This is a genomic window from Hyphomicrobiales bacterium (genome assembly GCA_030688605.1).
Lineage (GTDB): Bacteria > Pseudomonadota > Alphaproteobacteria > Rhizobiales > NORP267 > JAUYJB01.
In genome coordinates, this window is record JAUYJB010000163.1 from 18,733 (window position 1) to 42,528 (window position 23,796).

22 protein-coding genes are annotated in these 23,796 nt (G+C 65.5%); 9 read left to right on the forward strand and 13 right to left on the reverse strand.

The annotated features are described in order from the left end of the window. Positions 1–48: 48 nt before the first annotated feature. The 4 genes from Q8P46_17035 to Q8P46_17050 all read right to left on the reverse strand — a co-directional run bounded on the left by Q8P46_17035 (position 49) and on the right by Q8P46_17050 (position 4,397). On the reverse strand, positions 49–1,047 hold the full coding sequence (locus Q8P46_17035; protein ID MDP2621852.1) for a TAXI family TRAP transporter solute-binding subunit: 999 nt from the start codon (positions 1,045–1,047) through the stop codon (positions 49–51). A 102-nt stretch (positions 1,048–1,149) separates the two neighbouring features. After that, positions 1,150–2,658, reverse strand: coding sequence for an AMP-binding protein (locus Q8P46_17040; GenBank protein MDP2621853.1), 1,509 nt, complete (start codon positions 2,656–2,658; stop codon positions 1,150–1,152). Continuing rightward, positions 2,658–2,957, reverse strand: a complete 300-nt coding sequence (locus Q8P46_17045) for a hypothetical protein (GenBank protein MDP2621854.1) — start codon at positions 2,955–2,957, stop codon at positions 2,658–2,660. The genes Q8P46_17040 and Q8P46_17045 overlap by 1 nt, the downstream gene beginning before the upstream one ends. 18 nt (positions 2,958–2,975) lie before the next feature. Next, positions 2,976–4,397, reverse strand: coding sequence for a UbiD family decarboxylase (locus Q8P46_17050; GenBank protein ID MDP2621855.1), 1,422 nt, complete (start codon positions 4,395–4,397; stop codon positions 2,976–2,978). Between the two features lie 164 nt (positions 4,398–4,561). Here Q8P46_17050 and Q8P46_17055 point away from each other — a divergent pair, with 164 nt between their 5' ends. The 8 genes from Q8P46_17055 (at position 4,562) to Q8P46_17090 (ending at position 12,850) form a co-directional block, all read left to right on the forward strand. Further along, a complete protein-coding gene (locus Q8P46_17055) occupies positions 4,562–5,320 on the forward strand; it encodes an IclR family transcriptional regulator C-terminal domain-containing protein (GenBank protein ID MDP2621856.1) in 759 nt (252 codons plus the stop codon). A 426-nt stretch (positions 5,321–5,746) separates the two neighbouring features. Then, positions 5,747–7,186, forward strand: coding sequence for a hypothetical protein (locus Q8P46_17060; protein MDP2621857.1), 1,440 nt, complete (start codon positions 5,747–5,749; stop codon positions 7,184–7,186). 10 nt (positions 7,187–7,196) lie between these two features. Then, positions 7,197–7,394, forward strand: coding sequence for a hypothetical protein (locus Q8P46_17065; GenBank protein ID MDP2621858.1), 198 nt, complete (start codon positions 7,197–7,199; stop codon positions 7,392–7,394). A 113-nt stretch (positions 7,395–7,507) separates the two neighbouring features. Further along, positions 7,508–8,215 (forward strand): class II aldolase/adducin family protein, encoded by a 708-nt coding sequence (locus Q8P46_17070; GenBank protein MDP2621859.1) that lies wholly within the window; start codon positions 7,508–7,510, stop codon positions 8,213–8,215. Between the two features lie 6 nt (positions 8,216–8,221). Further along, positions 8,222–9,199: an ABC transporter substrate-binding protein gene (locus tag Q8P46_17075; protein ID MDP2621860.1), complete on the forward strand. Its 978-nt coding sequence runs from the start codon at positions 8,222–8,224 to the stop codon at positions 9,197–9,199. Positions 9,200–9,371: 172 nt separating this feature from the next. After that, positions 9,372–10,865, forward strand: a complete 1,494-nt coding sequence (locus tag Q8P46_17080; GenBank protein ID MDP2621861.1) for a glutamine synthetase family protein — start codon at positions 9,372–9,374, stop codon at positions 10,863–10,865. Positions 10,866–10,883: 18 nt separating this feature from the next. After that, entirely contained in the window at positions 10,884–12,257 is a 1,374-nt protein-coding gene (locus Q8P46_17085; GenBank protein ID MDP2621862.1) for a Rieske 2Fe-2S domain-containing protein, read from the forward strand. 11 nt (positions 12,258–12,268) lie between these two features. Beyond that, on the forward strand, positions 12,269–12,850 hold the full coding sequence (locus Q8P46_17090) for an aromatic-ring-hydroxylating dioxygenase subunit beta (GenBank protein ID MDP2621863.1): 582 nt from the start codon (positions 12,269–12,271) through the stop codon (positions 12,848–12,850). Positions 12,851–13,038: 188 nt separating this feature from the next. On the opposite strand, the gene Q8P46_17095 is transcribed toward Q8P46_17090, so the two are convergent. The 7 genes from Q8P46_17095 to Q8P46_17125 form a co-directional block, all read right to left on the reverse strand. Next, entirely contained in the window at positions 13,039–13,431 is a 393-nt protein-coding gene (locus Q8P46_17095) for a RidA family protein (GenBank protein MDP2621864.1), read from the reverse strand. Positions 13,432–13,781: 350 nt separating this feature from the next. Then, positions 13,782–14,795, reverse strand: coding sequence for a tetraacyldisaccharide 4'-kinase (gene lpxK / locus Q8P46_17100; GenBank protein ID MDP2621865.1), 1,014 nt, complete (start codon positions 14,793–14,795; stop codon positions 13,782–13,784). A gap of 4 nt (positions 14,796–14,799) precedes the next feature. Continuing rightward, complete coding sequence (locus Q8P46_17105) at positions 14,800–16,083, reverse strand: 3-deoxy-D-manno-octulosonic acid transferase (GenBank protein ID MDP2621866.1); 1,284 nt, start codon at positions 16,081–16,083, stop codon at positions 14,800–14,802. Continuing rightward, on the reverse strand, positions 16,067–16,768 hold the full coding sequence (locus Q8P46_17110; protein ID MDP2621867.1) for a lysophospholipid acyltransferase family protein: 702 nt from the start codon (positions 16,766–16,768) through the stop codon (positions 16,067–16,069). Before Q8P46_17110 ends, Q8P46_17105 begins: the two co-directional genes overlap by 17 nt. Positions 16,769–16,780: 12 nt before the next feature. Next, positions 16,781–18,661: an ABC transporter ATP-binding protein gene (locus Q8P46_17115; GenBank protein MDP2621868.1), complete on the reverse strand. Its 1,881-nt coding sequence runs from the start codon at positions 18,659–18,661 to the stop codon at positions 16,781–16,783. A 199-nt stretch (positions 18,662–18,860) separates the two neighbouring features. Beyond that, positions 18,861–19,670 carry a 3'(2'),5'-bisphosphate nucleotidase CysQ gene (locus Q8P46_17120; GenBank protein MDP2621869.1) on the reverse strand — a complete coding sequence of 270 codons (810 nt, stop codon included), beginning with the start codon at positions 19,668–19,670 and terminating at the stop codon, positions 18,861–18,863. Next, positions 19,657–21,045: a metallopeptidase TldD-related protein gene (locus Q8P46_17125; protein MDP2621870.1), complete on the reverse strand. Its 1,389-nt coding sequence runs from the start codon at positions 21,043–21,045 to the stop codon at positions 19,657–19,659. Before Q8P46_17125 ends, Q8P46_17120 begins: the two co-directional genes overlap by 14 nt. Before the next feature lie 126 nt (positions 21,046–21,171). Between Q8P46_17125 and Q8P46_17130 the strand changes: the two genes are divergently transcribed. Then, a complete protein-coding gene (locus Q8P46_17130; GenBank protein MDP2621871.1) occupies positions 21,172–21,483 on the forward strand; it encodes a hypothetical protein in 312 nt (103 codons plus the stop codon). Between the two features lie 86 nt (positions 21,484–21,569). On the opposite strand, the gene Q8P46_17135 is transcribed toward Q8P46_17130, so the two are convergent. Together Q8P46_17135 and ubiA are read right to left on the reverse strand one after the other, a co-directional pair. Next, positions 21,570–22,694 (reverse strand): zinc-binding dehydrogenase, encoded by a 1,125-nt coding sequence (locus tag Q8P46_17135; GenBank protein MDP2621872.1) that lies wholly within the window; start codon positions 22,692–22,694, stop codon positions 21,570–21,572. Between the two features lie 138 nt (positions 22,695–22,832). Next, positions 22,833–23,774: a 4-hydroxybenzoate octaprenyltransferase gene (gene ubiA, locus Q8P46_17140; GenBank protein MDP2621873.1), complete on the reverse strand. Its 942-nt coding sequence runs from the start codon at positions 23,772–23,774 to the stop codon at positions 22,833–22,835. Positions 23,775–23,796: the final 22 nt, after the last annotated feature.

The following is a 23,796-nucleotide window of genomic DNA, read 5'->3' on the forward strand; positions in this document are numbered from 1 at the left end:
GCTCGCTCTAACCGGGGGCCCGGATGGTCGGGCCCCCGATCTTGGTCGTCACTGCTTGAGCAGTATCTCCTGATGGGCGTCCATTTCCGGCGTCCAAAGGCCCACCTCGCGGTAATATTCGATCGCCGCCGGGTGGTAGGGGATGACCGCCGCGGTACTGGCGAAGCGGTCCGGAGTCCAGCTCTTCAGGCTCGGATGCACCGGCCCCAGCTCCTCGTAATGCTCGTACAGCGCCTTGATGGCCGCCTTCAGCGCCTCCGGCTCCAGGTCGGCGCGGCCGATGATGGTCACCGGATACTGCAGCATGACGGTATTCTCCACGAGCCCCGGGGGGCCCTTCGCCACTTCGCCGAGGCTGAACCCCTGCGCCACCTCGCGCACCCGCTTGAGCGCTTCGGGTGTGTTGGGCAGCGACAGGAACTTGGCGCCGCGCGCCGAATCCAGTTCGCGGATGACGCCGGAGCCGAGCGACCCGACGGCCGCGTCTGCGCGACCCTCGATGACCGCCTGCACGCCTTGCGGATAGCTGCCCACCTTGACGATCGTCACATCGTCGGGGCTGACCTCGCCAGCGGCCAGGGCAGAGTAGCCGGAAAGCGAGGAGGCGACGAAGGCGCCGTAGTCAACCACGACATTGTGGCCCTTCAGGTCGGCCATCTGCTCGATGCCTGCATCCTTGGCGGCGACGATGCCCAGATTGTTGAGGGAGCCCAGCATCACCGTGCGCATCTCGAAGCCCTTGCCGCCGGTGCTTGCGTCGTAGGGCGAGATGCCCTTGTAGGCGAGGTAGGCGTCAACCGGGCTGACGACGCCGAGATCGACCTCGCCGGTGCCTAGCATCGGGTACCAGGTGGTGGCGCCCTGCGGCAGCACGTCGACCTTCAGGTCGGTATGCTTCGTGATGACCGCGGCGAGCGCCTGGGCCTGCGTGTAGAACAGGCTTCCCGGCGGGTTGCCGCCGAGCACCAGAATGTTCTGCGCCAGCACCGGCGCCCCCGCGCCGGTCAAAAAGGCCGCCGTCAACAGCAGCCGCAACAGCTCTTTCATTGTCCTCTCCCTTCGTTGATTATCGTTCTCCCCGCGAATTTTCGCGGCTTCCGGCCACAGTCCCTGAAACCGCGCTCCCCCCAAAGCCGCAAAAAAACCGCCTTACACCTTCGCCTCTCGGCCCGCGACCAGTGATGCCAGGGCACGCCGGTCCACCTTGTCGCTGACCGTCGGCATGGCATTGAGCACGACCAGCCGCTCCGGCGACTTGTAGTGGGCGACTCCCTGGCCACGCAGATGTTGCCGCAGTTCTTCAAGATCGATTCGCGCCCCGTCCCTCGGAACCACGCAGGCGCAGACCCGTTCGCCGAGCCTCCGGTCGGGGATGCCGATCACCGCGACCTGGCCGACCAAGGGATGCGTCTTGAGCAAAGCTTCGATTTCGACCGGCAGCACATTGTCGCCGCCGCGCACGATGACATTCTTGACCCGTCCAACGATGGCAATGTTGTCTTCCGGGTCCATACAGGCGAGATCTCCGGTGTGGAACCAGCCCTCGTGCCAGCGGTCGCGCCCCTCTTCACCGAAATAGCCGGCGACGCAGCAGGGGCCACGTCCGATCAGCTCTCCGACTTCGCCCTGCGCCACGTCGCACCCATCATCATCGACGATGCGGAACTCGCTGCCGCCGCGCGGGCGCCCGACCGTGCGCTGGCGCACCGCAGACGGGTCGTCCGGGGCCGGTGAGGCCCAGCCGCCGAAATCGGCGCCGCCATAGGTGGAAACCACCGGGGCGCCGCTCAGACCTTCAAGCTCTTCCGCAAGGCTCGGCGGCACCACCGCGCCTGATGTGTACCAGAGCCTGAGGCCGGAAAGGGCCGCATCGTCGAACAGGGGCGCCATCATCGCCAATTGGGTCGGCGTGGCGCAGACCATCGTCGGGTGCTCGCACCGCATCAGCTCGACCGCCTTGTCGGCCGCGAATATAGGCATGGCAATGATCGAGGCGCCGATCAGCGGCGCGCCGAGCCAGGCGGGCCGGGCCGGCCCGGTGCCGTGCGACAGCACCAGAAGGACATCACCGGGCTCAAGGCCAAGCAGCTCGATCTGGGCAACGCCGCGCAGGCCTGCTGCGCGGGCGGTATATAGAGCAAGTTTCGGAATGCCCTCCGAGCCGCTGGTCGGCAAGGCGTGCGCCAATTCGTCAAGAGTCAGCGCGGCCTGCGGCGCGGCCGGCGCGCCGGCAAGTGGCGGCAGCGCGTCCTCCGGTAGGGTCAGGCGCATCGGCGGTTGATCCAGCCGCGCGCAAATCTCGTCGCACTCGGCCGCATAGTCGCGGCTGCGGAAGCGCTCCTTGGAGACCAACAGGGCCGGTTTTGCGCGTTCGACGATCGATGCAAGCTCGCGCTTTCCCTGGCTCGCAGGGACCGGGATAAACAAAAGCCCGGCGCGCTCGCAGGCGATGCGGAACAGGTTCCATTCGACACAATTGGGCAGCCAGCCGACCACCGGCGCCGCGCGCGGGAAACCCTGCGCCGTCAACCAGCCGGCGGCCTTTTCCGTCCAGGCCCCGACCTCGCCCCAATCCATCCGAAAGCGGTCGTCGACAAGCGCCAGAGCGGAAGGCCGCTCCCGAGCGTGCCGGGCGACAGTCTCGGTGATGGTCTCCATCAGTTCTTCTCCAACGCCTCCATGACCCTGAAATAGTCGCTGTAGGGCGGTGCCTCGAAGACTTCAGGCAGCTCCTCGACGATCCGCACGCTGCACGGATGGGGATCCTTGGCGCCGACCACCGAATAGAGCCAAAGCTTCGGCTCGCCGGGCTTGGGCGGCCGCGAGACCACGGCGCGCACATTGACGCCGCGGTATTTCTTCCGCCCCGGGGTGAGGTCGCGAAGCGTCAGCACCACCTCGCGGCCGGACAGAACCCGCTTCGGGTCGCGGACGAAGGTTTCATATTCAGCTGTCATTTTGCGGCGCCTCCGCCTTTATAGCCCAAGCGCCTTCCAACGCGCACGCACGCGTTTCTGGACGTCTGGGGCGTACATGGAATCCAGGGTGGCGCGGATCGGAATCGTGTCCGCTGGCCAGTCGGGCGGCCAGGTCGCATCAAAGGCAACGCTTGCGCCATTGCGGTTCTCCCGCTCCTCGATGCTGTAGGCAGGGGTCAGCGCGTTGGCGCGGCCCTGATAGCTGTGGACGTGGGTGCCGCGGTCGGGATGGCACTTGGTGGAGAAGGCGTGAATGACCGCCGCCATGTTGAACACGTCCACATCGTCATCGACGACAATGATCTTGGAGACGAGCGCGCGGCGCGCGGTCAGGATATCGACCACTTGGCGGGCGATGTCGGGGCCGCCGCGGCTGACCGAGACGACGGCCATGTGCACGCCGCCTTCCGGCGGCATATAGACTTCGACCACCGGCACACCGTGCCGCTCCAGCCGGCGGCGGATGGCAATGGCGCCGGAGATCGAGGTGGTCACCGCGCTCGAATCCATGAAGCCGGTGGTGTCCAGCGACAGGATCGGGTCGCGGCGGTGGGTGATTGCCGTCACCCGGGCGCAGATGGAATTGCCCATCTCGCCGCTGCGATAGCCGGGATATTCGCCGTAGGGCCCCTCCTGAGCAATGGCGTCGGGGCAGACCTCGGCCTCGATGACCAGCTCGGCGGAGGCCGGCACGTAAAGGTCGGAAGTCTCGCACTTGATCAGCTCCACCGCCCGCTCGCCAAGCCCACCGGCCAGGTCCGCCTCGTCGCCGGCGATGCGGAAGGTGGCGGCCGCCGCAAGATGGCTCGGCATGTCGGCGCCGATGACGATGGCGATCGGCATCGGCTCGCCCCTTGGCACATAGCTGTCGAGCAGCATCTTGCCGAGATGGCTGGTCGGCCGCGGATATCCGGTCAGGATCCGCTCATTGTGGATCATGAAGCGGTACATGCCCCAATTGATCCAGCCCGAGTCGGCGTCCTTGGAGACGACCAGGTCCCAGGTGCCGAGATATCGCCCGCCATCGCCCTCGTGCACCATCGGCACCGGCAGGTCGAACAGATCCACCTGATCGCCCGGGATCACCACCTCCTTGCAGGGCGCGTCGTTGACCCGGACCGGCGGGATCGGCTTTTGCTCGCGCTCGGCATAGATCTTGTAAAGCTTGCGCACCGGGGTCTCGGGGGGCAGGCCGAGGCCGACGGCGTAGCGTCGCCAGCCGGCCACCGGATTGGCCGCCAGCCGCCAGCCGGGATAGTCCTTGACGTTGGTGAACAGAAAGGCCGGGCCGTCGCGCTCGCAGCTTAGGCGTCCGATGCCGGACAGCTCCTGGTCCCAGTCGACCTCATCGTCGACCCGGACCAGGTCGCGAGTGGTCTCGAGCGCTTCCAGGAACGCCCGCATGTCCTTATGCGCCATGTGTTTTCTCTCGTCCTGGGCGACAGGCTAAGGCCGCAGGTACCCAAAAAAGTGTGCGCGATGCGTACTTCTTGTGCTTGACTAAGGGTATTTCCCCACTGATATTCAGTCAAGACCTTAACACATAAGTGCGCGATGCGCACATTGTCGCGGAGAGTTACGGAATGCGCGGTGGCGACCGGGACCATATAGGCAGTCTGGAAAAGGGGCTGGCGGTGATCGCCGCCTTCTCGGCATCGCATCCCCGCCTGACGCTGGCGCAAGCCGCCCGCAAGACCGGCCTGACCCGGGCCACGGTCAGGCGCCATCTGTTGACCCTCGAGGCGCTCGGCTTTGCCGAGAGCGACGAGCAGCATTACTGGCTGACGCCGCGGGTGCTGCGGCTCGGCTATGCGTATCTCTCTTCCACGCCGCTGCCGAAGATCGCCCAGCCGATCCTCGACGAGATCGGCGAGCGGACCAAGGAGGTGGCGTCACTGGCGATCCTCGACGGGGCCGAGGTGGTTTTTCTCGGCCATTCCTCGACCCGCAGGTTCGTTGCCGCCTCGACCAGCGTCGGCCTGCGGCTGCCGGCCTATTGCACGGCGCTGGGCCGGGCCATCCTCGCCCACCGGCCCGAGGCCGATGTCGAGCGTTTTCTGGCCAATGTCGAACTGCGGCGCTTCACCCCCCACACCAAGATCGCGCCGGATGAGATCCGCGCCGCGATCGCTCAGGCTCGAAGCCTGGGCTATTCGGTCAGCGATGAGGAGCTGGAGATCGGGCTGAGATCAATCGCCATCCCCGTCGCCAACTCCCGCAGCCAGGTTCAGCTCGGACTTGCCGTGAGCCTCCATGCCGCGCACATGACGGGCGACGAAATGATCCGCGACATCCTTCCAGAGCTTCGGGCAGGCCGGGCAATACTGGAGACCATGATTTAGATTTGGTGCCGCGCAAACAACCATTGGCACGAAACTCTCGGGAGGGGGAAGAATGATGCCGGACCGTCAATGGCGGGAAGGCAAGACATTGTTTGTCCATCGCATCTCTGCCTTTGGCAAAAACGGCGAACCATGACCTAGTTGACGCATGCCCGAGATGCGGCGCAGCCCGTTGCGGTTTGTGACAATCCGTCGCGCCGCCCTCTGAGGAGTCTGGCTGTTAATCTCGTCGACGCATGGCCGATTTGGCCCGGCGATAAGAGCGCTTCACGCGCCGTTCTGCAGAAATTTGCGCGTCCCGCTAAGATGTTGCGGAGGAGAGGCGGCCAGACGCACGGTAGGAGCAAGATGGCTTGCGGACCGCCGCAGCGGGGTTCTTCGGGCACCGCGGCACGAGGTCGATCGGCCGCTCGCAGGGAGGGTGAGATGAGCGACACTGCAACCGGGAGGGACAGTCCGGCAACCGGGCGCCGACCATGGCCCGAGGACGGCCTGTCCGCATTGGGCGAGACGGCGCGGAACAGCCAATTCTGGAACGAATACACCGAAACCATGCCGCGCCAGCAGCTCGACGCGCTGCACCTTGCGCGGCTCAAGGGGCTCGCCGAGTTTGCCTATCGCTACAGCCCCTTCTACCGCAGGAAGTTCGCTGCCTGCGGCTTGAAGCCGGCCGACATCCGCACGCTTGACGATTTCAAGGGCAAGGTGCCGCTGACCGACAAGAGCGAGTTCCTCGACCTGCAGCGCGAAACGCCGCCTTACGGCCCGACGCTCGCTCTGCCCGGCGATCTCGTCGTCCACCATTGCGAGACGTCCGGCACCACCGGCAAGCCGTTGGCGATCCCCTTTTCCATGTACGACACGGTGCGCTACGGCGAATCCTGGGTCTACGGCTTCTGGGCGCTGGGCATCCGCCCGTCGGACATTTTCTATTTCGCCTTCGGGTGGGGCAATTTCGCCGGCTTCTGGAGCGCCTATTGGGGCGCGCGCCGGCTCGGATGCCGGGTCATCTCCGGCGGCGGCCTCGACACCAAGGGGCACATTCAGGCGATCGCGCGGATGCGCCCGACGGTTCTCATATCGACGCCGACCTTCGCCCTGCGGCTCGCCGCCGTGGCGGCCGAAATGGGCATCGATGCGTCGCAGTCCTCGATCCGATACACCTACCACGCCGGCGAGCCGGGACCGAACGCGCTGCCGGCGATGCGGGCGGGAATCGAGAAGGCATGGGGAGCGAAGGCGGGCGAGCTGCTCGGAATCGCCGAGATCGACGCGCTGGCGCCAGGCTGTCCGAACGGCGACGGTGTTCATGTCAACGAAATGAACGTGTTTACTTGGTCCATGGATCCCGACACCGGCAAGGAGATCGCCGACGGCGAGGTTGGGGAGAACATCGTCACCACCTACGCCAACACGGCCCAGCCGCTCCTCAACTACCGCACCCATGACCTGGTCCGCCGCGGAAGCGACTGCTCGTGCGGCCGCAGCTGGGTCAAGTTCGTCGGCTCGGTGCTGGGACGCTCCGACTTCATGCTGACCGTGCGCGGCACCAACGTCTATCAGACGGCGGTGGAGAATCTGATCGGCGAGGTGACCGAGGTCAGCAACGCCTACGAGCTCATCCTGACCCGCGAGGACGAAAATGACGTGATGACGATTCGCTTCGAACCGGCACCCGCGTTTGCCGACAAGCCGGGCCAGTGGGATGACATCGCCCAGCGCCTGAGCGACCACATCCGCGCCGGCCTGCACGTGCGCCTTCGCGCCATCGCGGTCGCGCCGGGGAGCCTGCCGCGCTACGAGCTGAAGACCAAGCGCATCGTCGATCAGCGGCCGAAGGAGTTCCGCCGCGCGCTCGACCGGTGAGGAGGAGAGGATGAATACGGACACGTACATCGCGCGCATTTCGGACATCCGCGCTGAGCTCATCGCGCTCATGAAGGACTGCGAATATCCGCAGATCGAGATGATGCTGCGCAACGCCGACATGGAGCTGCACTGGGCCTTGTGGAATCTTGGCGCCGCCGTGCCGCTACGCCCCGAGGCGGAGTACGAAGCCGGCGAAACCCGGTGAGGCGCTGCGCAGGGCGCCGACCAATCGATTTCCTGCGGCTCGAGTATGCTCTAAGACGGCCGCATCAATCGACTAGACCGGCGGCCAAGTCACAGCCGCGAGAGGGACCACCGATGAAATTTGCTTCCACGTCCGAACTGTGCGCCGAGGTGCTCCTCGCCTGCCAGGTGCTGACCCGCTTCAAGATCGTCGAGGGCTTCGGCCATGTCTCGGCCCGCGTGCCCGGCGCGGATCGGGTCCTGATCACGCCGCGCAAGGCGCTCGGCCTGGTGACCGACGAAGCCGAGCTGGTCGAGCTCGGCATGGACGGCCGACAGGTGGCCGGAGACGGCAGCCCGCCGTTGGAGGTGCCGATGCATCTCGCCATCTACCGCCGCCGCCCGGAGATCATGGCCGCGGCGCGCGGCCATCCACGCCATGTGGCAGCCTTCGCCAGCGCCGGTGAGCCGCTCAAGGTGGCGCACGGCTTCGGCGCCAATCTCGGCGCCGTTGTGAACGTCTTCGAGCAGCCCTTCCTGGTCGCGAATGACGAGATGGGCAAGGCCGTCGCCGACGCCCTCGGTGATTCAGAAGCGGTCATCCTGCAGTCGAACGGCATGATCGCGGTCGGCCAGTCGGTGCCGCACGCCTGCGTACAGGCGCTGTTCCTGGAGGAGACGGCGGCAGCACAACTCCTGGCCCAAGGGGCAGGCTTTACGCCGCGCGCCTATTCGCCGGAAGGCGCAGCGCGGCGCCACGGCGACGACCGGGTCCACGAGCCGATCCGGGCCTGGGAGTATTATGTCGGCGTGGTCGAGGGAAAGATAAGGCTGGACGCCTGACGACATATGGCCAATCTCAATCTTACTCTTGCCTGCTGGGGCTCGGACCGCACCAGGGCATTGATCGACGGCAGCGTCAGGCCGGAGGGCATCGACCTCGACATCAGAGTGCTGCGGCCGCGCGAGACCTTCCGCCGCATGCTGGACGACCAGGAGTTCCACGCCTCCGAACTGTCGCTTGCTTCCTACACGGCGCTGACTGGCCGCGGCGACTGCCCCTTCATCGCCATTCCCGTGGCGCTGTCGAAGATCTTCCGCCACTCCTGCATCTATGTGCGCAAGGGCGCGGGGATCGAGAAGCCGGAGGACCTGAAGGGCAAGCGGGTCGGCACCAGCCAGTACAGCGCGACGGCGCTCGTCTTCATGCGCGGCATGATGCGGCACGAATATGGCGTCAAGGACTCCGACATCCACTGGTTCATGGGGCCGCTCAACACATTCGCCGAGAAGCGGCTGATCCCGCTCGACCTGCCCGATGACGTAAGGCTGGAGTTCCTCGACACCGGGCAAACGCTGGAGGAGATGTTCGAAGCCGGCGAACTGGACGCCCTGTTCTCCATCTATATCCCCAAGCTGTTCCTCGACGGCTCGCCGCTCATCGCCCGCCTGTTCCCGAACTTCAGAGAGGTCGAAGAGGATTATTACCGCCGCACCGGTATCTTCCCGATCATGCACACGGTGGTGGTGCGCAAGGATGTCCATGCCAAGCACCCCTGGGTGGCGAAAAGCCTCTACAAGGCCTTTTGCGAGGCGAAGGATTTGGCGCTCGAAGGGCTTTACGACAGCGACGCGCTGAAGGTGGCGCTGCCGTTTCTGCTCGATCACGTCGAGGAGGCATGGCGTGTCTTCGGCAAGGATTTCTGGGCCTATGGGCTCGAGCCCAACCGGCCGACGCTCGCCGCCATCGGCCGCTATGTCCACGAGCAGGGCCTTTCGCCGCGCGTCGTCGAGCCGGAAGAACTCTTCGCACCAGGGGTCGGGTGACCGGCGGAGGACCCTGACCGCCTTCATTCCCTATTTCGTGTTATGTTTTTCAAATTGTTCCAGGTGGAAAGTCGCGACCGGCATCGGTAAAGTCCGGCGAACGAAAGGCCCGCACATTCCCCCGCCGGCGCGAGGCATCGACCAGACCATGTTGTACCGACCACCGATCAAAATGAGTGCGGACATCCCCTTCATCGCGCGCCATGGGCTCTATTCGGAGGAGCAGTTACGGCTCGCCGATGAACTGAAACGCCGAGTCGAGAAGGAAGCCTTGCATCTTGTCCGCCTCGCCTGGGCAGATTTCCACGGTGCCGCGCGCGCCAAGGCGGTGGCCCCCGAAGTCTTCGTCGAGGCGCTTTCCGCGGGCTACAACATCAACGTGGCGACGAGCACCCTGGACGGCTCGGGCGGGCGCGTGTTCGCGTCCTTCACGCGCGGCGGCGGCATGGGGCTTGAGGAGATGACCGGCTCGCCGAACCTCGTCATCGTGCCCGATCCCGCGACCTTCCGCGTTCTGCCCTGGGCGCCGGGCATCGGCTGGGTCCTGTGCGACGAATATTTCCGTGACGGCAAGCCGTTTCACTTTTCGACCCGGCGTCTACTGAAGGCGCAGGTCGAGCGGCTTAAGGAGCAGGGCCGGGATTGCCGGGTCGGGCTGGAGGTCGAATGGTACCTCGCCAAGGCGGCCGAGGAGGGGTTCACCGAAGAGCATGTCGGCGTGCCGGGCCTGCGCGGCCGGGCGCTGCGCACGACGCCGGTGGAGCCCGGCTATTCCTATCATTCCGAAACCAATCTCGACCTGATGCAGCCGGTCATCAGCGAGCTTGCCAAGAACTACCGGGCGCTCGAGCTTCCCGTGCGCTCGATCGAAAACGAATGGGGGCCGGGCCAGCTCGAATGCACGTTTCAGGCGGAAGACCCGCTCAGGGCCGCCGACGATCTTGTGCTGATGCGCACAGCGACGCGGCAGATCTGCCGCCGCCTCGGATATTTCGCCACCTTCATGTGCCATCCCGGGCTCAAGGGCTATTTCTCGAGCGGCTGGCATCTGCATCAGTCGCTGACTTCCTCCAAGACGGGCGGCAATCTCTTCATGCCGGACTCAGATAGCGAGGCGTTGTCGCCGACAGGCCGCGCCTATCTCGGCGGTCTGCTCACCCACGCCTCGGCAACCAGCATCTTCGCCACACCCTCGGTCAACGGCTATCGCCGCTTCCGGCCCAACTCACTGGCGCCGGACCGCGCCGTCTGGGGCATCGACCACCGCGGCGTCTTCATCCGCGCGCTGGGCGGCGTCGGCGATACGGCGACCCGGCTTGAAAACCGCGCCGGCGAGCCCGCGGCCAATCCCTATCTATTCATCGCCGGGCAGATCGTCGCCGGCCTCAACGGCATCGCGCGCAACCTCGACCCGGGCCCGCCCGAGACCGACCCCTATCAATCCGACCACCCGGCACTGCCCGCCAATCTCGGCGAGGCGATCGAGGCGACCGACAAGGATGAGCTGGTCCGCCGCGAATTCGGGGATGTCTTTGTCGATTATTATTTGGCGCTCAAGCGCGCCGAGCTCGGCCGGTTCCACACATTTTGCAACGAGCGCGGATTGGAGCACATTGGCGGGGACGTGACCGAATGGGAACAGAACGAGTATTTCGACTTTTTCTAGCGATTGGACGACCAGACCATGACCAAGCTTGAACGGCTCGACCGCCGTGCGCACGGTTCGCCGGAGCACGTCGACTATGGCGAGCTGGTACAGGACGACCGCGTCCATCGCCTGCTCTACACCGACCCCGCCATTTTCAATCAGGAGATGAGAAAGATATTCGGCGCGGTCTGGGTCTATCTCGCCCATGAGAGCGAGATCCCGAACCGCGACGACTATGTGACCGCGCGGCTGGGGCTTCGGCCGATCATCGTTACGCGCGATTCACAGGGCACGATCCGCGCCCTGTTCAATCGCTGCACCCACCGCGGCACCACCGTGTGCCGGCTCGGCAAGGGCTCGGCCAAGTCCTTCCAATGCCCCTATCACGGCTGGACCTTCCTCAATTCCGGCAAGCTTTCCGGCGTGCCGTGGCCGGACGGCTATGCGACCGACTTCTCTGACGCCAAGTTCAACCTTGCCCAGGTTCCGCGGGTCGAAAGCTATCGCGGCTTCATTTTCGGCACGCTGAACGAGGACGCGCCACCCTTGCGCGACTATCTCGGCCCCGTGACCAAGCCAATCGACGAGTGGCTCGACCGTCACCCCGGCGGCAAGGTCGTGCTGGCCCAGGCCAACCGGCTGAAATACAAGGGCAACTGGAAGCTCGCCTACGACAATTCCGCCGACGGCTACCATGTGGTCTTCTCGCATCGCTCGCTTCTCGCCATGGAGAACCGGCTGGAGAGGGAAGGGCGCAAGGGCATGTCCTTCTACAAGGACTCGCCGGATTCGGCCCCCATGTATGTGCAGTATTTCGGCCACGGCCACCATTTCAAGGACAAGCGGCCGAACATCAACGCAAGGCCCGGCGCGCTGTGGGAGATCGAGGCGAGCCATCCCGGCATGGAGCACTACGATGAAAACCTGAGAGCCAAACTAGGGGACAAGGCCGACCGGGCGCTCGATCTCGCCGCCTCGGAGCCCGTCAACATCAACGTGTTCCCCAACCTGCTGATCCTCGGCAATCACATCCAGGTGCTCCAACCCATCGCCGTCGACGAGACCGACACCACCTGGTACGGCACCGCGATCATCGACGAGAGCGGCGAGTTCGCCGGCGTGCTGGAGGATATCAACGCGCTGCGCATGCGTACCCAGGAGGGCTTTCCCAATTTCGGCGAGGTCGACGATCTGACCAATTTCGAGCAAATCCAGGTGGGCCTCGCCGCCAAGGAGGACGAGTGGATCTACATGCATCGGGGCATGGGTATCCCAGGCCGGGTTCGGGTGCAGGACGACGGCACCCTTATCGCGCCCGCCACCGACGAGGTCTTCATGCGCGAATACATGAAGGAATATAAGCGCCTGATGACCGCCGAGCCGAGGCTGGCGATCCGGCGCGAGCCATGAAGGGGTCAGGCATGAAGCACGACCCGTCGCTGACCTCGCACTATGTCGGCAATGAATTCTACGAAAAACTGATCACCGACTTCACCGGCTGGCGGCGCGAGGAATTGGAGCGCGACGATCCGGCGCTGCGCGATTCCTGCCGCAGGGTGCTGGAGCGCGAAGCGCGGCTTCTGGAAGAGCTTCGGCTCGAAGACTGGCTCGCCCTTTACGCGCCGGAATGCCTTTATTGGGTGCCGGCGACGCCCGAGGGCGGCGACCCGCGCCGCGAGGTCGCGATTGCTTTCGACGACCGGCGCCGCCTCGAGGACCGCATCTATCGGCTGCGGCTGGCGCACGCCTGGTCGCAAAGGCCGCCGTCGCGCACCGTGCGGCTCGTCAGCAATGTGGAGGTGTTCGCAACGGATGCCGAGGACCTGTTCATGGTGCGGTCGACTTTCATGATCAGCGAGTTCTGGGCCGAGGAGGTCCGTCATTGGGCCGGCTGGTGTGGCCACCGCCTGCGGCAAAAAGAAGACGGATGGGATATCCTCGTGAAGCAGGTCAATCTCATCGATTGCGATCGGAACATCCGCAATCCGAGCATTATTCTCTAAGACAGACGCGGTGTTGAGTCCGCAGATGCTATTTGAGTTTGTGCTCAGCAAGTGGATTCAAGCTGCCGAACACATTGAAGCGAATATAAGCGACCACCCGCCCGCGTACCGCGTCCGGCCGCCGACAAGGGGACTTCTTCAGCACCTGTGGCGCAAGCAAAAGCAAGCGCCGCCGCCCGGCCGCGTCATCAGTGGGGAATGACGGCGAGCGCCTCGATTTCGACTTTGGCTTCGTCGACCATAAGCTTGCTGACCTCGACCGCAGTTATGGGGGGAGAATGATCGCCCAGTTCGGCGCGGAAGGCGGCGCCGATGGCCTTCCCCTCGGCAAAATAGGCATCGCGGTCAATCATGTACATGTTGAGGCGCACAATGTGCTCGGGTCCGCCTCCGGCTTCATTGAGAAGCCTGACGATGCGCTTTAGGGCCGCGCGGACCTGCTCGGCGATCACGTCTGTCTCGAAGACCTGGTTCTCGTTCCAGCCGACCTGGCCGGCCAGCGCGACGATATATCCCCGCGCCTTGATGCCGCTCACATAGCCGCGGGGCTTCGCCCACCCCTGGGGTTGAAGAATCTCCACGGCTTTCCTCCGCTCGGGTTCGAGATTTGATCAGGGGCGTTCGCCGCTCTGGGAAGATGGACCGAGATTTCCCGGATGACTTTTCCCGTCGACCGAGAAAGGTAGCACATTCGAAATCGATCGAAAGCGTGACACTTCATCTCGGTTCAGCGGCTTGGGACCGGCGGCGGCCTTCGCAGAATTCATGTCTAGGTTGCACACGGCCAGAAAAAATTTCTCCTGCGCGAACGGGAATCTATATTCCGCTTTTGGCATTTCTGCGACGTGCGCGCGTTTGGGTCGATCGTCCGGATGACCCCTAAACGAGGAAATTTGGAACGCCCCTCAGATTCTGTTTTTGAGCGCAGGCCCTAGGCTTTTTTCGCCGCGATCCCCTTTTTGAGCAGGAATTCGGCGACCGCGCTTGCATCGTCGAATATCAGCGATACCCGAAGCGGCCGCGTTTCGTCCGCCAGCCGCCCGAGCGTCCCGGTCCGGCCCTTGAGGCGCGCCAGGTCCTTTTCCGTGCTCACCGGCAAGGCGCCTTCGCGTTCGGCAACCGCCAACAGCTCTTCGGCTTCGCGGTCCGAGAAGGCGTGATGGTCGCTGAAGCCGCGCTCGGCGACGATGTCTGCGCCGGCGGCCGTAAGCAAAGCAAAGAATTTCTTCGGTCGGGCGATGCCGGCGAAGGCGATGACCCGCTTGCCGGCAAATTCGCCGTCGTTCCGCGCCGCTATTCTCGCCCGGAACACCGGGATGCCATGCCGCTTGGCCCGTGCCGCGAGGGTTTCGCCGGCAGGCCCCTTGCCGACAAGGATGAGTGCATCGATAAGCTTGATCTGAAAATCAAGTCCCGCCCGCAACGGTCCCGCCGGGATCACCCGGCCGTTGCCGATGCCGGTTTCCGCATCGATGACAGCGAAGGACGCCGTCTTGGCCAGAGACGGATTCTGCAGCCCGTCGTCCATGACGATAAGGTCGGCGCCGATTTGCTCCGCCAGCCGGGCGCCGGCCGGACGGTTCCTGGAGACGATGGCCGGTGCCGCGCGCGCCAAGAGCAGCGGCTCGTCGCCGACCGCCTCGGCGGTTTGGGTCTTGGGGTCGACGACGACCGGCCCGGACTCGGCGCCGCCATAGCCGCGGCTGAGAATGGCAGGGGAAAGCCCCTGCCCGCGCAGAAGCTCAGCCAGCGCCAGAACGGCCGGGGTCTTTCCCGCGCCGCCGGCGGTAAGATTTCCGACGCAGATGACGGGAAGCCGGCTCTGGTAAGGCCGCGCAAGCCAAAATCGCAGCCGCGTCAACGCGTCATAGATAAAACCGAGCGGCGCCAGCGCCGACGCCTGCCAGGATCGCCCCGGGGCGTCCCAGAAGGAAGGTGCGAGCATTGGCTTACGCCTCCCGGCCCGGAAGATAGGGGCACAAGGCGGTCAGCGTGCGCGTCAATGCGCCGCTTCTCGATTCCACCGTGCAGCGGGCGCGTTCGGCCATGCAGCGGCGTTGGGCCGCGTCCGCGAGCAGAGTCTTCGCCGCCTCGACGAGGCTTGCCTGCGACGTCACCCGGCGGCCGCCGCCTTCCGCCTCGATGAGGGCATATATCTCGGCGAAGTTGAAGGTGTGCGGCCCGTATAGGATGGCGGCGCCGAGCTTGGCCGGCTCGATCGGATTCTGCCCGCCATGGGCAACCAGCGATCCACCGACAAAGACGACCTCGCCCAGGCGGTAGAGCAGGCCGAGCTCGCCGAACGTATCGGCGATATAGATGCCGGTATCGGCGTCCGGCAGGCCGTCGCGCGAACGCAGCTTCGCCGTCAGCCCCAATTCCGCGATCTCCTGGGCGATGGCGGGTCCGCGCGGCGGGTGGCGCGGGGCGATGATCGTCATCAGGCCGGGGATGGCGCCGGCAAGTTCCCGATGCGCCTGGGCGAGCAGGCTTTCCTCTCCGGCATGGGTGCTCGCGGCAACGAGAATCGGCCGGTCGCCTATCGCCTCTTGCAGGGCGGCGAGCGCGTCCGGCGTTATCGGCGGCGGCGGGGCATCGAATTTCAAATTTCCGGTCACGTGAACCGCGGCGCCGCCGAGAGCGGTCAGGCGCCTCGCATCATCCTCGCTCTGCGCCAGGCACAGATCGAAGCTCTGCAGCAGCCAGCGGATCGTCGCCGGTGCCCGGCGCCAGCGCCGCGACGAGCGCGCGGACATGCGGGCATTGACGAGCACGGTGGCAAGCCCACGCCGTTTCAGCGCCGAGATCGTGTTCGGCCACAGCTCCGATTCGACAAACAGCGCCAGCTGCGGGCGCCAATGGTCGAGAAAGCGCTCGAGGAACTCCGGCACGTCGAGGGGCACGAACTGGTGCAGCATGCGCTGCGGCGCGCGGGTCTCGATGACCTCGGCGGAGGAAACCGTGCCGCTAGTCAGCAGCACCGAAACAGCCGGCTTTCGGGCCGAAAGGGCCTCAATCAGCGGCAGGATCGACAGCGTCTCGCCGACGCTTGCTCCGTGCACCCAGATCAGCGGCCCGTCCGGGCGCGCGCAGGTGGCAATGCCGCGCCGCTCGCACAGCCGCTCGCCATGCTCCTTGCCGCGGCTGCGGCGCAGCGCCAACAGAACTCCGGCAAACGGCGCCCCGGTGCGAATCAGCGCACGATAAAGGGCGAGGCTAAGCGGTCTGGCCACGACGTTGGTCCACGATGGCGTAAGCGCGCTCGGTCGCCGCATCGAGCGCGTCCTCGACCTTCTGTCGATACTGCTCCGCCTGGCTCTTGTCGATATCGGCGGGCACGAAGATCGGGTCCCCGCAAACGAAGACCCCCTTGCTGAACGGCAGGTTCACCGCCGCCCTGTCCCAGGTATCGAGTTCGAAGCGCCGGCTCGTCGCCGCCGCCACGGGATAGATCGGACGGCCGGATATCTGCGCCAGGGCGACGATGCCGCGACCGGCGCGCCGGGAGGACTTCGGTACGTCGGCGGTCATGACGATGCTGGTGCCCGCGGCCAAAGCGCGGGCCATCTCGCGCAACGCCGCCGCGCCCCTCTTGCGCACGAAGCGACGGGCATGGTCGCCGGAGCCGCGAATGAGCCCGGAGCCGAGGCGACGGAGGACCTCGGCGTTGATCTCGCCGTCGCGATGGCGCGACACCAGCACGGCGACCTTGTCCTGCGGCCGGCGCAGGAAGGGGACCAGGAAATGCTGGCCGTGCCATGTCGCGAGGATGATCGGCATGTTGCGGTCGACGCGCTCATAGATGTCCTCGGGCACGACTTGGAACCGGCTCGTCTTATAGGTGAGGCGGAGATAGGCAGTCAGAATGCAGCCCAGCGCCGCCGTCGCGGCCGCAGAACGGCCGAGTTTCTTCAACATGTCGCGGAACGCTCAATCAACGGCGCCGGACAGCGCCGAGGCTACGCTGTCGCGCAGATCCTCCTTCACGTCCGCCCGAGTTTGCGGCGGGCCGCCGTGAAGCTGCCTGCGATAGAAATCCGCATAGGCGCCGCGACGGGCGACAAGCTCGTCGTGGCGCCCAGTCTCGACGATCCGGCCGCGATTGAGGACGCAGATGAGGTCGGCATTCCTGATCGTCGAGAGGCGGTGCGCGATCATCAACACCGTTCGCCCCTTGAGCAGCGTGTCGAGCGCCGACTGGACCTGCGCCTCGGTTTCGCTGTCGAGCGAGCTCGTCGGCTCGTCGAGAAGAAGGATCGGGGCGTCCTTCAGCATGGCGCGGGCAAAGGCGATGCGCTGGCGCTCGCCGCCGGAGAGAAGGCCGCCGGCTTCGCCGACCGATGTCTCGTAGCCGCGCGGCAGCCGCATGACGAAGTCGTGCGCGGCGGCCATGCACGCGGCCCGCTCGACATCGGCGCGGCTTGCCCCGTTCGAGCCGTAGGCGATGTTGGCATAAATGGTGTCGTCGAACAGGAACGGCTCCTGGGTGAGCAGCGCTGTCGCCATGCGCAGGCTCGACAGGGTGACCTCGGAAATATCCTGGCCGTCGATGAGGATCTTGCCCTGCTGCGGGTCGAAGAATCGCAACAGCAGGTTGAGCACGGTGCTCTTGCCGGCGCCGCTGGGGCCGACCAGCGCCACGGTCTTGCCGGCGGGGATGTCGAGCGAGAAGTTGGCCAGCACCTTTTGGCCGGAATTGTAACCGAAGGTGACATGGTCGAAGACGATTCCGGCCTTCGAGACCTTGAGCGGACGGGCGTTCGGGTCTTCGCGCACATTTACGTCCTGATCGATGATGCCGAAGATGCGAATGGCCGCGGCAATGCCCTCCTGCAACGTCGTCTGCAGGGTCGCCAGAGCCTTGATCGGCTGATAGGTCAGCATCGCGGCGGTGGCGAAGCCCATGAAATGGCCGATCGTCAGCTTGCCGTGGATGCCCTGGAAGCCGGCGTAGAACACGGCCAGCGCGAAGCCCAGGCCAGTCAGAGTCTCGGCGATCGGTCCGGCGGTCGCCCGCGCCCTTACCGCGCGCATCAGGAATTCGACGGTGCGGTCGATGGTCGCCCGCGCCCGCGCGCATTCCCGCGCTTCCTGATGATAGGCCTTGACCACGCGGATGCCGGTCAGCGTCTCGGAAATGAGCGAGCCGAGATCGCCGGTCTCCTGCAGCGACTTGGCCGCCGACTGGTGCACGCGGCGGCGCTGCCGGCCGAGAAGATGGATGCCGACGGGCATCAGGATGATCGCCATTCCGGCCAGCCGCCAATCCATCCAGAACATGGCGAACAACAGCGCGACGACCTTGAGAAGGTTTTGTCCGATCGCCACCAGAATGTTTCCGGCGGCGTTGCGGATCATCACCGAGTCGGTCAGGAATGAGGAGATGAAGCGGCCCGAATGGTGCCGCTGCAGCCAACTCAGGTCGGAGTTGGCAATCTTCTCGAACATCTCGATTCTGAGATCGGCGACGACCCTGTGGCCGACATAGGCTTCGGCGACGGACGAGACGTAATCGGCCACCCCCTTGATCAAGACGATCACGACGATGGTCAGCGGCAGAATATAGAGGAGGTTCTCGTTGCGGTTGGTGAAGACCTCGTCGGCGGCGAGCTGAATCATGAACGGGATGGCGGCCGTGGTCGCGGCGACGGCCAGCATGGCGGCAAGGCCGATGAGGATGATCCTGATGCGCGGGCGCAGGAGGTCGACGGCGATGCGCTTCACCACCTGCCAAGTGGTCATCTGACGAAGGTGGAGGCTGTCGATCTCGCGCTCGACGTTCGCGCGGTCGGTGAAGATCCTCTCGCTCAACCGTGGGCTCCCGTCACGCGCCTTTACCTTTCCCTCAAGCTCGGCCATTCCTCCTCACGTGATCGAACGGGTCCGGGACCGCCGTCCGGTCAAACCCGCATCAACAAGTCGAGGCAAATGTACACCAAAATTAGGCATTTGGGCATTATCGAGCATTCCGTGCCCCCCGCCGCAGGAGGCAAGAAAGCCCATCCCTCCATCAGGGCCGAATCGCGGCTTTGATATGCGAGATCAGCTTGGCATGCAGACGCGCTCCCGCGCAGACGACATTCTGGTGGCGAAATCCAACCCTGTTGTAAACGAAACCCACGCCATTAAAAGCGCTAATCCTGCCGCCGGCCTCATGAACGATAAGGTCCGCCGCGGCCAGGTCCCAGTCGCTCTTGTTCGACCCGGACAGGGCGGCGTCGTATTTGCCGCTCGCGACCAGGCATATTCTGTAGGCGATCGAGTTGACGCGGTGCAGCTCCATGTCCGGCCAGGGCAGGCGCCACCGCCGGCCGCGCAGGCCGCTGTCGTGGGCGAGCATGCGCGCGCCGGCTATGGATGCCCGGTTGCTGGCGCGAATTGCCGCGCCGTTAAGATGGGCGCCGCCGCCCTTCATCGCCGTGAAGAACAGGCCGGCTGCCGGATTGAACACGCAGGCCGCGATCGGCCGGCCCTTTTCGACCAATGCGGCGCTGACCGCCCATTCGGCTCGACCCTTCAGATAGGCGCGGGTTCCGTCGATCGGATCGACGATCCACAGCCGGTCCTGCGGCCCGCGCGCGGCGACATGGCCGCTTTCCTCCGACATCCAGCCATAGGCCGGCCGCGCCGCCGTAAGCCGGTTCTTGAGCACCGCATCGGCGGCATGGTCGGCCTCGCTGACCGGCGACCGGTCGTCCTTGTGCCAGACCCGCGGCTCGTTGCCGTAGAATTTAAGCGCCGCCGCGCCCGCCGCGCGCACCGCCTCGCTCAGCAGCACCAGCTCGGCGGCGAGGCCCAGATCCGGCTTAGCGACCGGCAAGGGTCATCCTGTCGATCAGCACCGTCGGGGCATTGACGGCTCGTTTGAAGGAAAGGTCGTCGGCCGGCGTCAGCCCGGCATAGATGTCGTTGAGATTGCCGGCGATGGTCACCTCGCTTACGGGAAAGGCAAGCTCGCCCTTCTCGATCCATAGGCCGGCCGCCCCGCGGCTATAGTCGCCGGTGACTGCGTTGACGCCGAAGCCGATGAGCTCGGTGACGTAAAGCCCCCGATCGACCGATTTGATGAGGTCCTCCGGGCTGACGGCGCCTGCGGCAAGATGACAATTGCTCGGCCCCGGCGCGGGCGGGCCGGCAACGCCGCGCCGCGCATGGCCCGTCGTCGCAAGGCCGAGCTCGCGGGCGGTGGCGGCATCGAGGAGCCAGCTTTGCAGGATCCCGCCGGCGACAAGGTCGAGCGGCGCCGCGGCGACGCCCTCCGCGTCGAAGGGCCGCGAACGCAAGCCACGCGGCCGCAACGGGTCGTCGATGATGGCGACGCCCTCCTTAAACACCTTCCCGCCGAGCTTGTCCTTCAGGAAGCTCGTCTTGCGGGCGATGGCGGCGCCGGAAACGGCACCGAGGAAATGGCCGACGAGGCTTGACGCCGTACGCGGCTCGTAGACGACCGGCACCTGACAGGAGGCAAGCTTGCGCGCGCCGAGCCGGCACACCGTCCGCTCGGCGGCCTTGCGGCCGATCTCGTCCGCCGCCGGCAGGTCGGCAAGATGCGTGCGCGTCTCATATTCATAGTCGCGCTCCATGGCCGTGCCCTGGCCGGCAAGGAGGGCGCAGGAAACCGAAAAGCTCGAGCCGGAATAGCCGCCGCGAAAACCGTCGCTGGTGGCAAGTACGATGCCGCCAAGCGACCAGGAGGCGGACGCTCCGTCTGAATTGGTGATGCCGGAAACCGCGCGGCCCGCCTCCTCCGAGGCCAGCGCCAGGGCGGCGAGGTCGTCGGCGCTGACCTCCCTGACATCGAGGATATCGAGCCCCGCCCAGTCCTTGGCCAGGCGCTGCGGATCGGCAAGCCCGCAATAGGGGTCCTCGGGCGCCGCGCGGGCCATCGCCACCGCGCGCTCGGCAAGCTCGGCGAATTCAGCCGGATCGCAGCGGTTCGACGAGACCACCGCCTGGCGGCGGCCGACGAAGACCCGCAAGCCCAGACCGTCGCTGTCGGCGCGATCGGTCTCCTCGACCTTGCCGAGCCGGCAGGACACCGACAGCGCCCGGCCCGAGACCGCGACCACATCGGCAGCATCGGCGCCCGCCGGCCGCGCCGCGGCGAGCAGCCCCTCGGCAAGCTCGAGGAGGCGGTTTTGCCGGCCGGTGTCGTCCAGGGGCTCTGACAGGGGTTTAGGGGACTGGGAGGTCATGGGGAAAGGGCCTTACTCGATTCGATAAAATGCCATCTATCTGCTTAAGTCGCCTCAAAATTTTTTGTGGGACCTTGCCCGGCAACGACGTACCCGCGCAATGCGGGACAGACAGGGAGTTGCAGGGTGAGGCGTCTCCAGAACGACGGCGGACAGGCTACCGCCTTTGGCGCGCACGGTCTCGGTCATACGCCATTTGACGCGGCGGCCGCAGCGCAGCTCGCCGCGGCCAACGACGATTTCGCCTATTCGTTGCGGTCGAGGATATCGCGCCGGCCTGTCCGGCGCATCGGCAAGCTTGTCGCCTACCGCCCGCGGCCGCGCCGGCTCGACGCGCGCATCGTCAAGCGCCGCCCGATGATGGTCGTCAAACGCCGCCCCTGTTGCGCGCCGCCGCCCGGCCTCGTCCGCGGCCGGGAAATCATCGCCCGCAACTGATTAGATTCTCCAGACCTCGTATCAATAGACGATCATTTGGATCGGGCGGGTTCTCCCTGTCCGTTTGCGGCCGAGCTCTCCCGGCATCACGGGATCAAGATCTGACGCAAAGCCTTACTCGCCGCCATGTTTTCGAGCGCCGTATTGACGTCGGCAAGTGGCATCCGATGGGTGATCAGCCGATCGACCGGGAATCGGCCTTCGACGAAGAGTTCGACGAATTTCGGAATATCGATCACGGGATTGCAGCTTCCCATGTAGCTGCCGATGATTGTTTTGGCGCTCGTGACATGGGCTGCGACATCGAGCGCAAATGGCGTCTTGGGGTCGACCAGCCCAACAGTCACGACGCGGCCGCCGCGCTTTGCCGATGCATAGGCGGTTTCGAAGGCTGCAAGAGTTCCCGCCGTCTCCATCGCGCAGTCGACTCCGCCACCGGTCAGTTCGAGGATCTCACTCGCAGCGCCGGGGCTGCCATCGACTGCATCCGTTGCGCCAAGCGATTTTGCGATTTCGCGTTTCTCGGCGTCGGGATCCACCGCAATGATCCGGCTTGCTCCCGCTAGTTGGGCGCCAAGGACGGCACTGACACCGACGCCGCCGATACCGACAATAGCGACGGTTTCTCCCGCTTTGATTCGACCGGTATTGATGACGCTTCCGGCACCGCACATCACCGCGCAGCCAAAGAGCGCGGCGATGTCGGGTTGCAAGGCCTTTTCGACCTTGACGAGCGAATGCTCCGACACAATCGCCATCTCGGCAAACGCGGAAAGTCCCATGTGATGATGAAGCGTGTGGCCGTTGCGCGAAAGGCGCGGGCCACCCGTCAACAATGCTCCGGCACGGTTTGCAGCAAGGCCGGGCTCGCAGAGATGAGGGCTGCCGGCAACGCAGTACCGACAAGTGCCGCAATGCGGCTGATAGACCAGAACCACCTGATCGCCAGGCGCAATGCGAATGACTTCGGCGCCGACGTCCTCGACGACCCCGCTGGCTTCGTGACCCGGCACGATGGGCATCGGCCAGGCGCGCACGCCGGTGATCACCGACAGGTCGGAACGACATAGACTTGCCGCCTTGATTTTGACCAGCACCTCGTGCGCCTGGGGACCTTCGGCCTCGATCGTCTCGATCCGCAAGGGCCGGCTTTCCGAAAACGGGCGAACCATCGTGCACGTATCGAGAACCGCTGCCTTGAAGCTGATCATGCCTGAATTTCCCTTACCGGCATTTCGCGCTTACTTGTGACCGGCCCCGATTTCCGCGCCCCAAGCGAAGCGGGTCCATTCCGGTCTTGGACTGCATCCCATCTTCGGTCCCGGCGTCATGTGTCGAAAGGGCTCCGCTCAGCCCAGCGCTGCATAGGCCGCGTCGGCGACGATGGCGGCGAAGATGATGAGGCCATAGTCGCGGTTGGCGCGGAACAGTTTCAGGCAGCGGTCCGGGTCGTCGATGTTCAGCGTCGCGACCTGCCAGGCAAGGTGCAGCGCGCTCGCCGCAAGTCCCGCATAGAAGACCGCGCCGGTGCCTGCGAGATGGCCGGCAAGGCCGAGGAACGCAGTGGCGAGCGCAAAGAACACGATGAGCCAGGGCTTGGTCGACGCGCCCAACAGCCGCGCCGTCGACTTGACCCCAATCAGCGCGTCGTCCTCCTTGTCCTGGTGGGCGTAGATGGTGTCATAGCCGAGGGTCCAGAAGATGCCGGCGACATAGAGCGCGGCGGCGGCCCAATCGAGCCGCCCGCGCACCGCCGCCCAGCCCAAGAGCGCCCCCCAATTGAAGGCCAGCCCGAGGAAGAATTGCGGCCACCAGGTGACCCGCTTCATGAACGGATAGATGGCGACGACGGCGAGCGAGGCGACGCCGAGGCCGATGGCGAAGACATTGAACTGCAAAAGGATCAATAGCCCGACGAGGCACAGCGCGACGGCGAAGGCCCAGGCCTGGGCGACGGACACCTGGCCGCTCGGGATCGGCCGCGAGCGCGTGCGCGCCACTTGCATGTCGTAGTCCCGGTCGACGATGTCGTTATAGGTGCAGCCGGCGCCGCGCATGACCACCGCGCCGATGCCGAACAGCGCGATCAGCCACGGGTCGGGATAGGCCGCACCCGTGGCGAGCGCGGCAAGGGCGATTGACCACCAGCACGGCCACAGCAACAGCCAGGTGCCGATGGGCCGGTCGAGGCGCATCAGGCGCAGATAGGGCCGCGCCCGGGCGGGCGCCCTACTGTCGACCCAACTGTCCTGGACCGCGTCGGCGACGGTTCCGCTCGCCTGTCCGGTCATTTCCGCGTCGCTTGGCATGGCC

What these genes read in the sequence shown, in the direction of transcription:
- Q8P46_17035 (MDP2621852.1), bottom strand. Translation starts at nt 1,047, where the DNA reads ATGAAAGAGCTGTTGCGGCTGCTGTTGACGGCGGCCTTTTTGACCGGC.
- Q8P46_17040 (MDP2621853.1), bottom strand. Translation starts at nt 2,658, where the DNA reads ATGGAGACCATCACCGAGACTGTCGCCCGGCACGCTCGGGAGCGGCCT.
- Q8P46_17045 (MDP2621854.1), bottom strand. Translation starts at nt 2,957, where the DNA reads ATGACAGCTGAATATGAAACCTTCGTCCGCGACCCGAAGCGGGTTCTG.
- Q8P46_17050 (MDP2621855.1), bottom strand. Translation starts at nt 4,397, where the DNA reads ATGGCGCATAAGGACATGCGGGCGTTCCTGGAAGCGCTCGAGACCACT.
- Q8P46_17055 (MDP2621856.1), top strand. Translation starts at nt 4,562, where the DNA reads ATGCGCGGTGGCGACCGGGACCATATAGGCAGTCTGGAAAAGGGGCTG.
- Q8P46_17060 (MDP2621857.1), top strand. Translation starts at nt 5,747, where the DNA reads ATGAGCGACACTGCAACCGGGAGGGACAGTCCGGCAACCGGGCGCCGA.
- Q8P46_17065 (MDP2621858.1), top strand. Translation starts at nt 7,197, where the DNA reads ATGAATACGGACACGTACATCGCGCGCATTTCGGACATCCGCGCTGAG.
- Q8P46_17070 (MDP2621859.1), top strand. Translation starts at nt 7,508, where the DNA reads ATGAAATTTGCTTCCACGTCCGAACTGTGCGCCGAGGTGCTCCTCGCC.
- Q8P46_17075 (MDP2621860.1), top strand. Translation starts at nt 8,222, where the DNA reads ATGGCCAATCTCAATCTTACTCTTGCCTGCTGGGGCTCGGACCGCACC.
- Q8P46_17080 (MDP2621861.1), top strand. Translation starts at nt 9,372, where the DNA reads ATGAGTGCGGACATCCCCTTCATCGCGCGCCATGGGCTCTATTCGGAG.
- Q8P46_17085 (MDP2621862.1), top strand. Translation starts at nt 10,884, where the DNA reads ATGACCAAGCTTGAACGGCTCGACCGCCGTGCGCACGGTTCGCCGGAG.
- Q8P46_17090 (MDP2621863.1), top strand. Translation starts at nt 12,269, where the DNA reads ATGAAGCACGACCCGTCGCTGACCTCGCACTATGTCGGCAATGAATTC.
- lpxK (MDP2621865.1), bottom strand. Translation starts at nt 14,795, where the DNA reads ATGCTCGCACCTTCCTTCTGGGACGCCCCGGGGCGATCCTGGCAGGCG.
- Q8P46_17110 (MDP2621867.1), bottom strand. Translation starts at nt 16,768, where the DNA reads ATGTTGAAGAAACTCGGCCGTTCTGCGGCCGCGACGGCGGCGCTGGGC.
- Q8P46_17125 (MDP2621870.1), bottom strand. Translation starts at nt 21,045, where the DNA reads ATGACCTCCCAGTCCCCTAAACCCCTGTCAGAGCCCCTGGACGACACC.
- Q8P46_17135 (MDP2621872.1), bottom strand. Translation starts at nt 22,694, where the DNA reads ATGATCAGCTTCAAGGCAGCGGTTCTCGATACGTGCACGATGGTTCGC.
- ubiA (MDP2621873.1), bottom strand. Translation starts at nt 23,774, where the DNA reads ATGACCGGACAGGCGAGCGGAACCGTCGCCGACGCGGTCCAGGACAGT.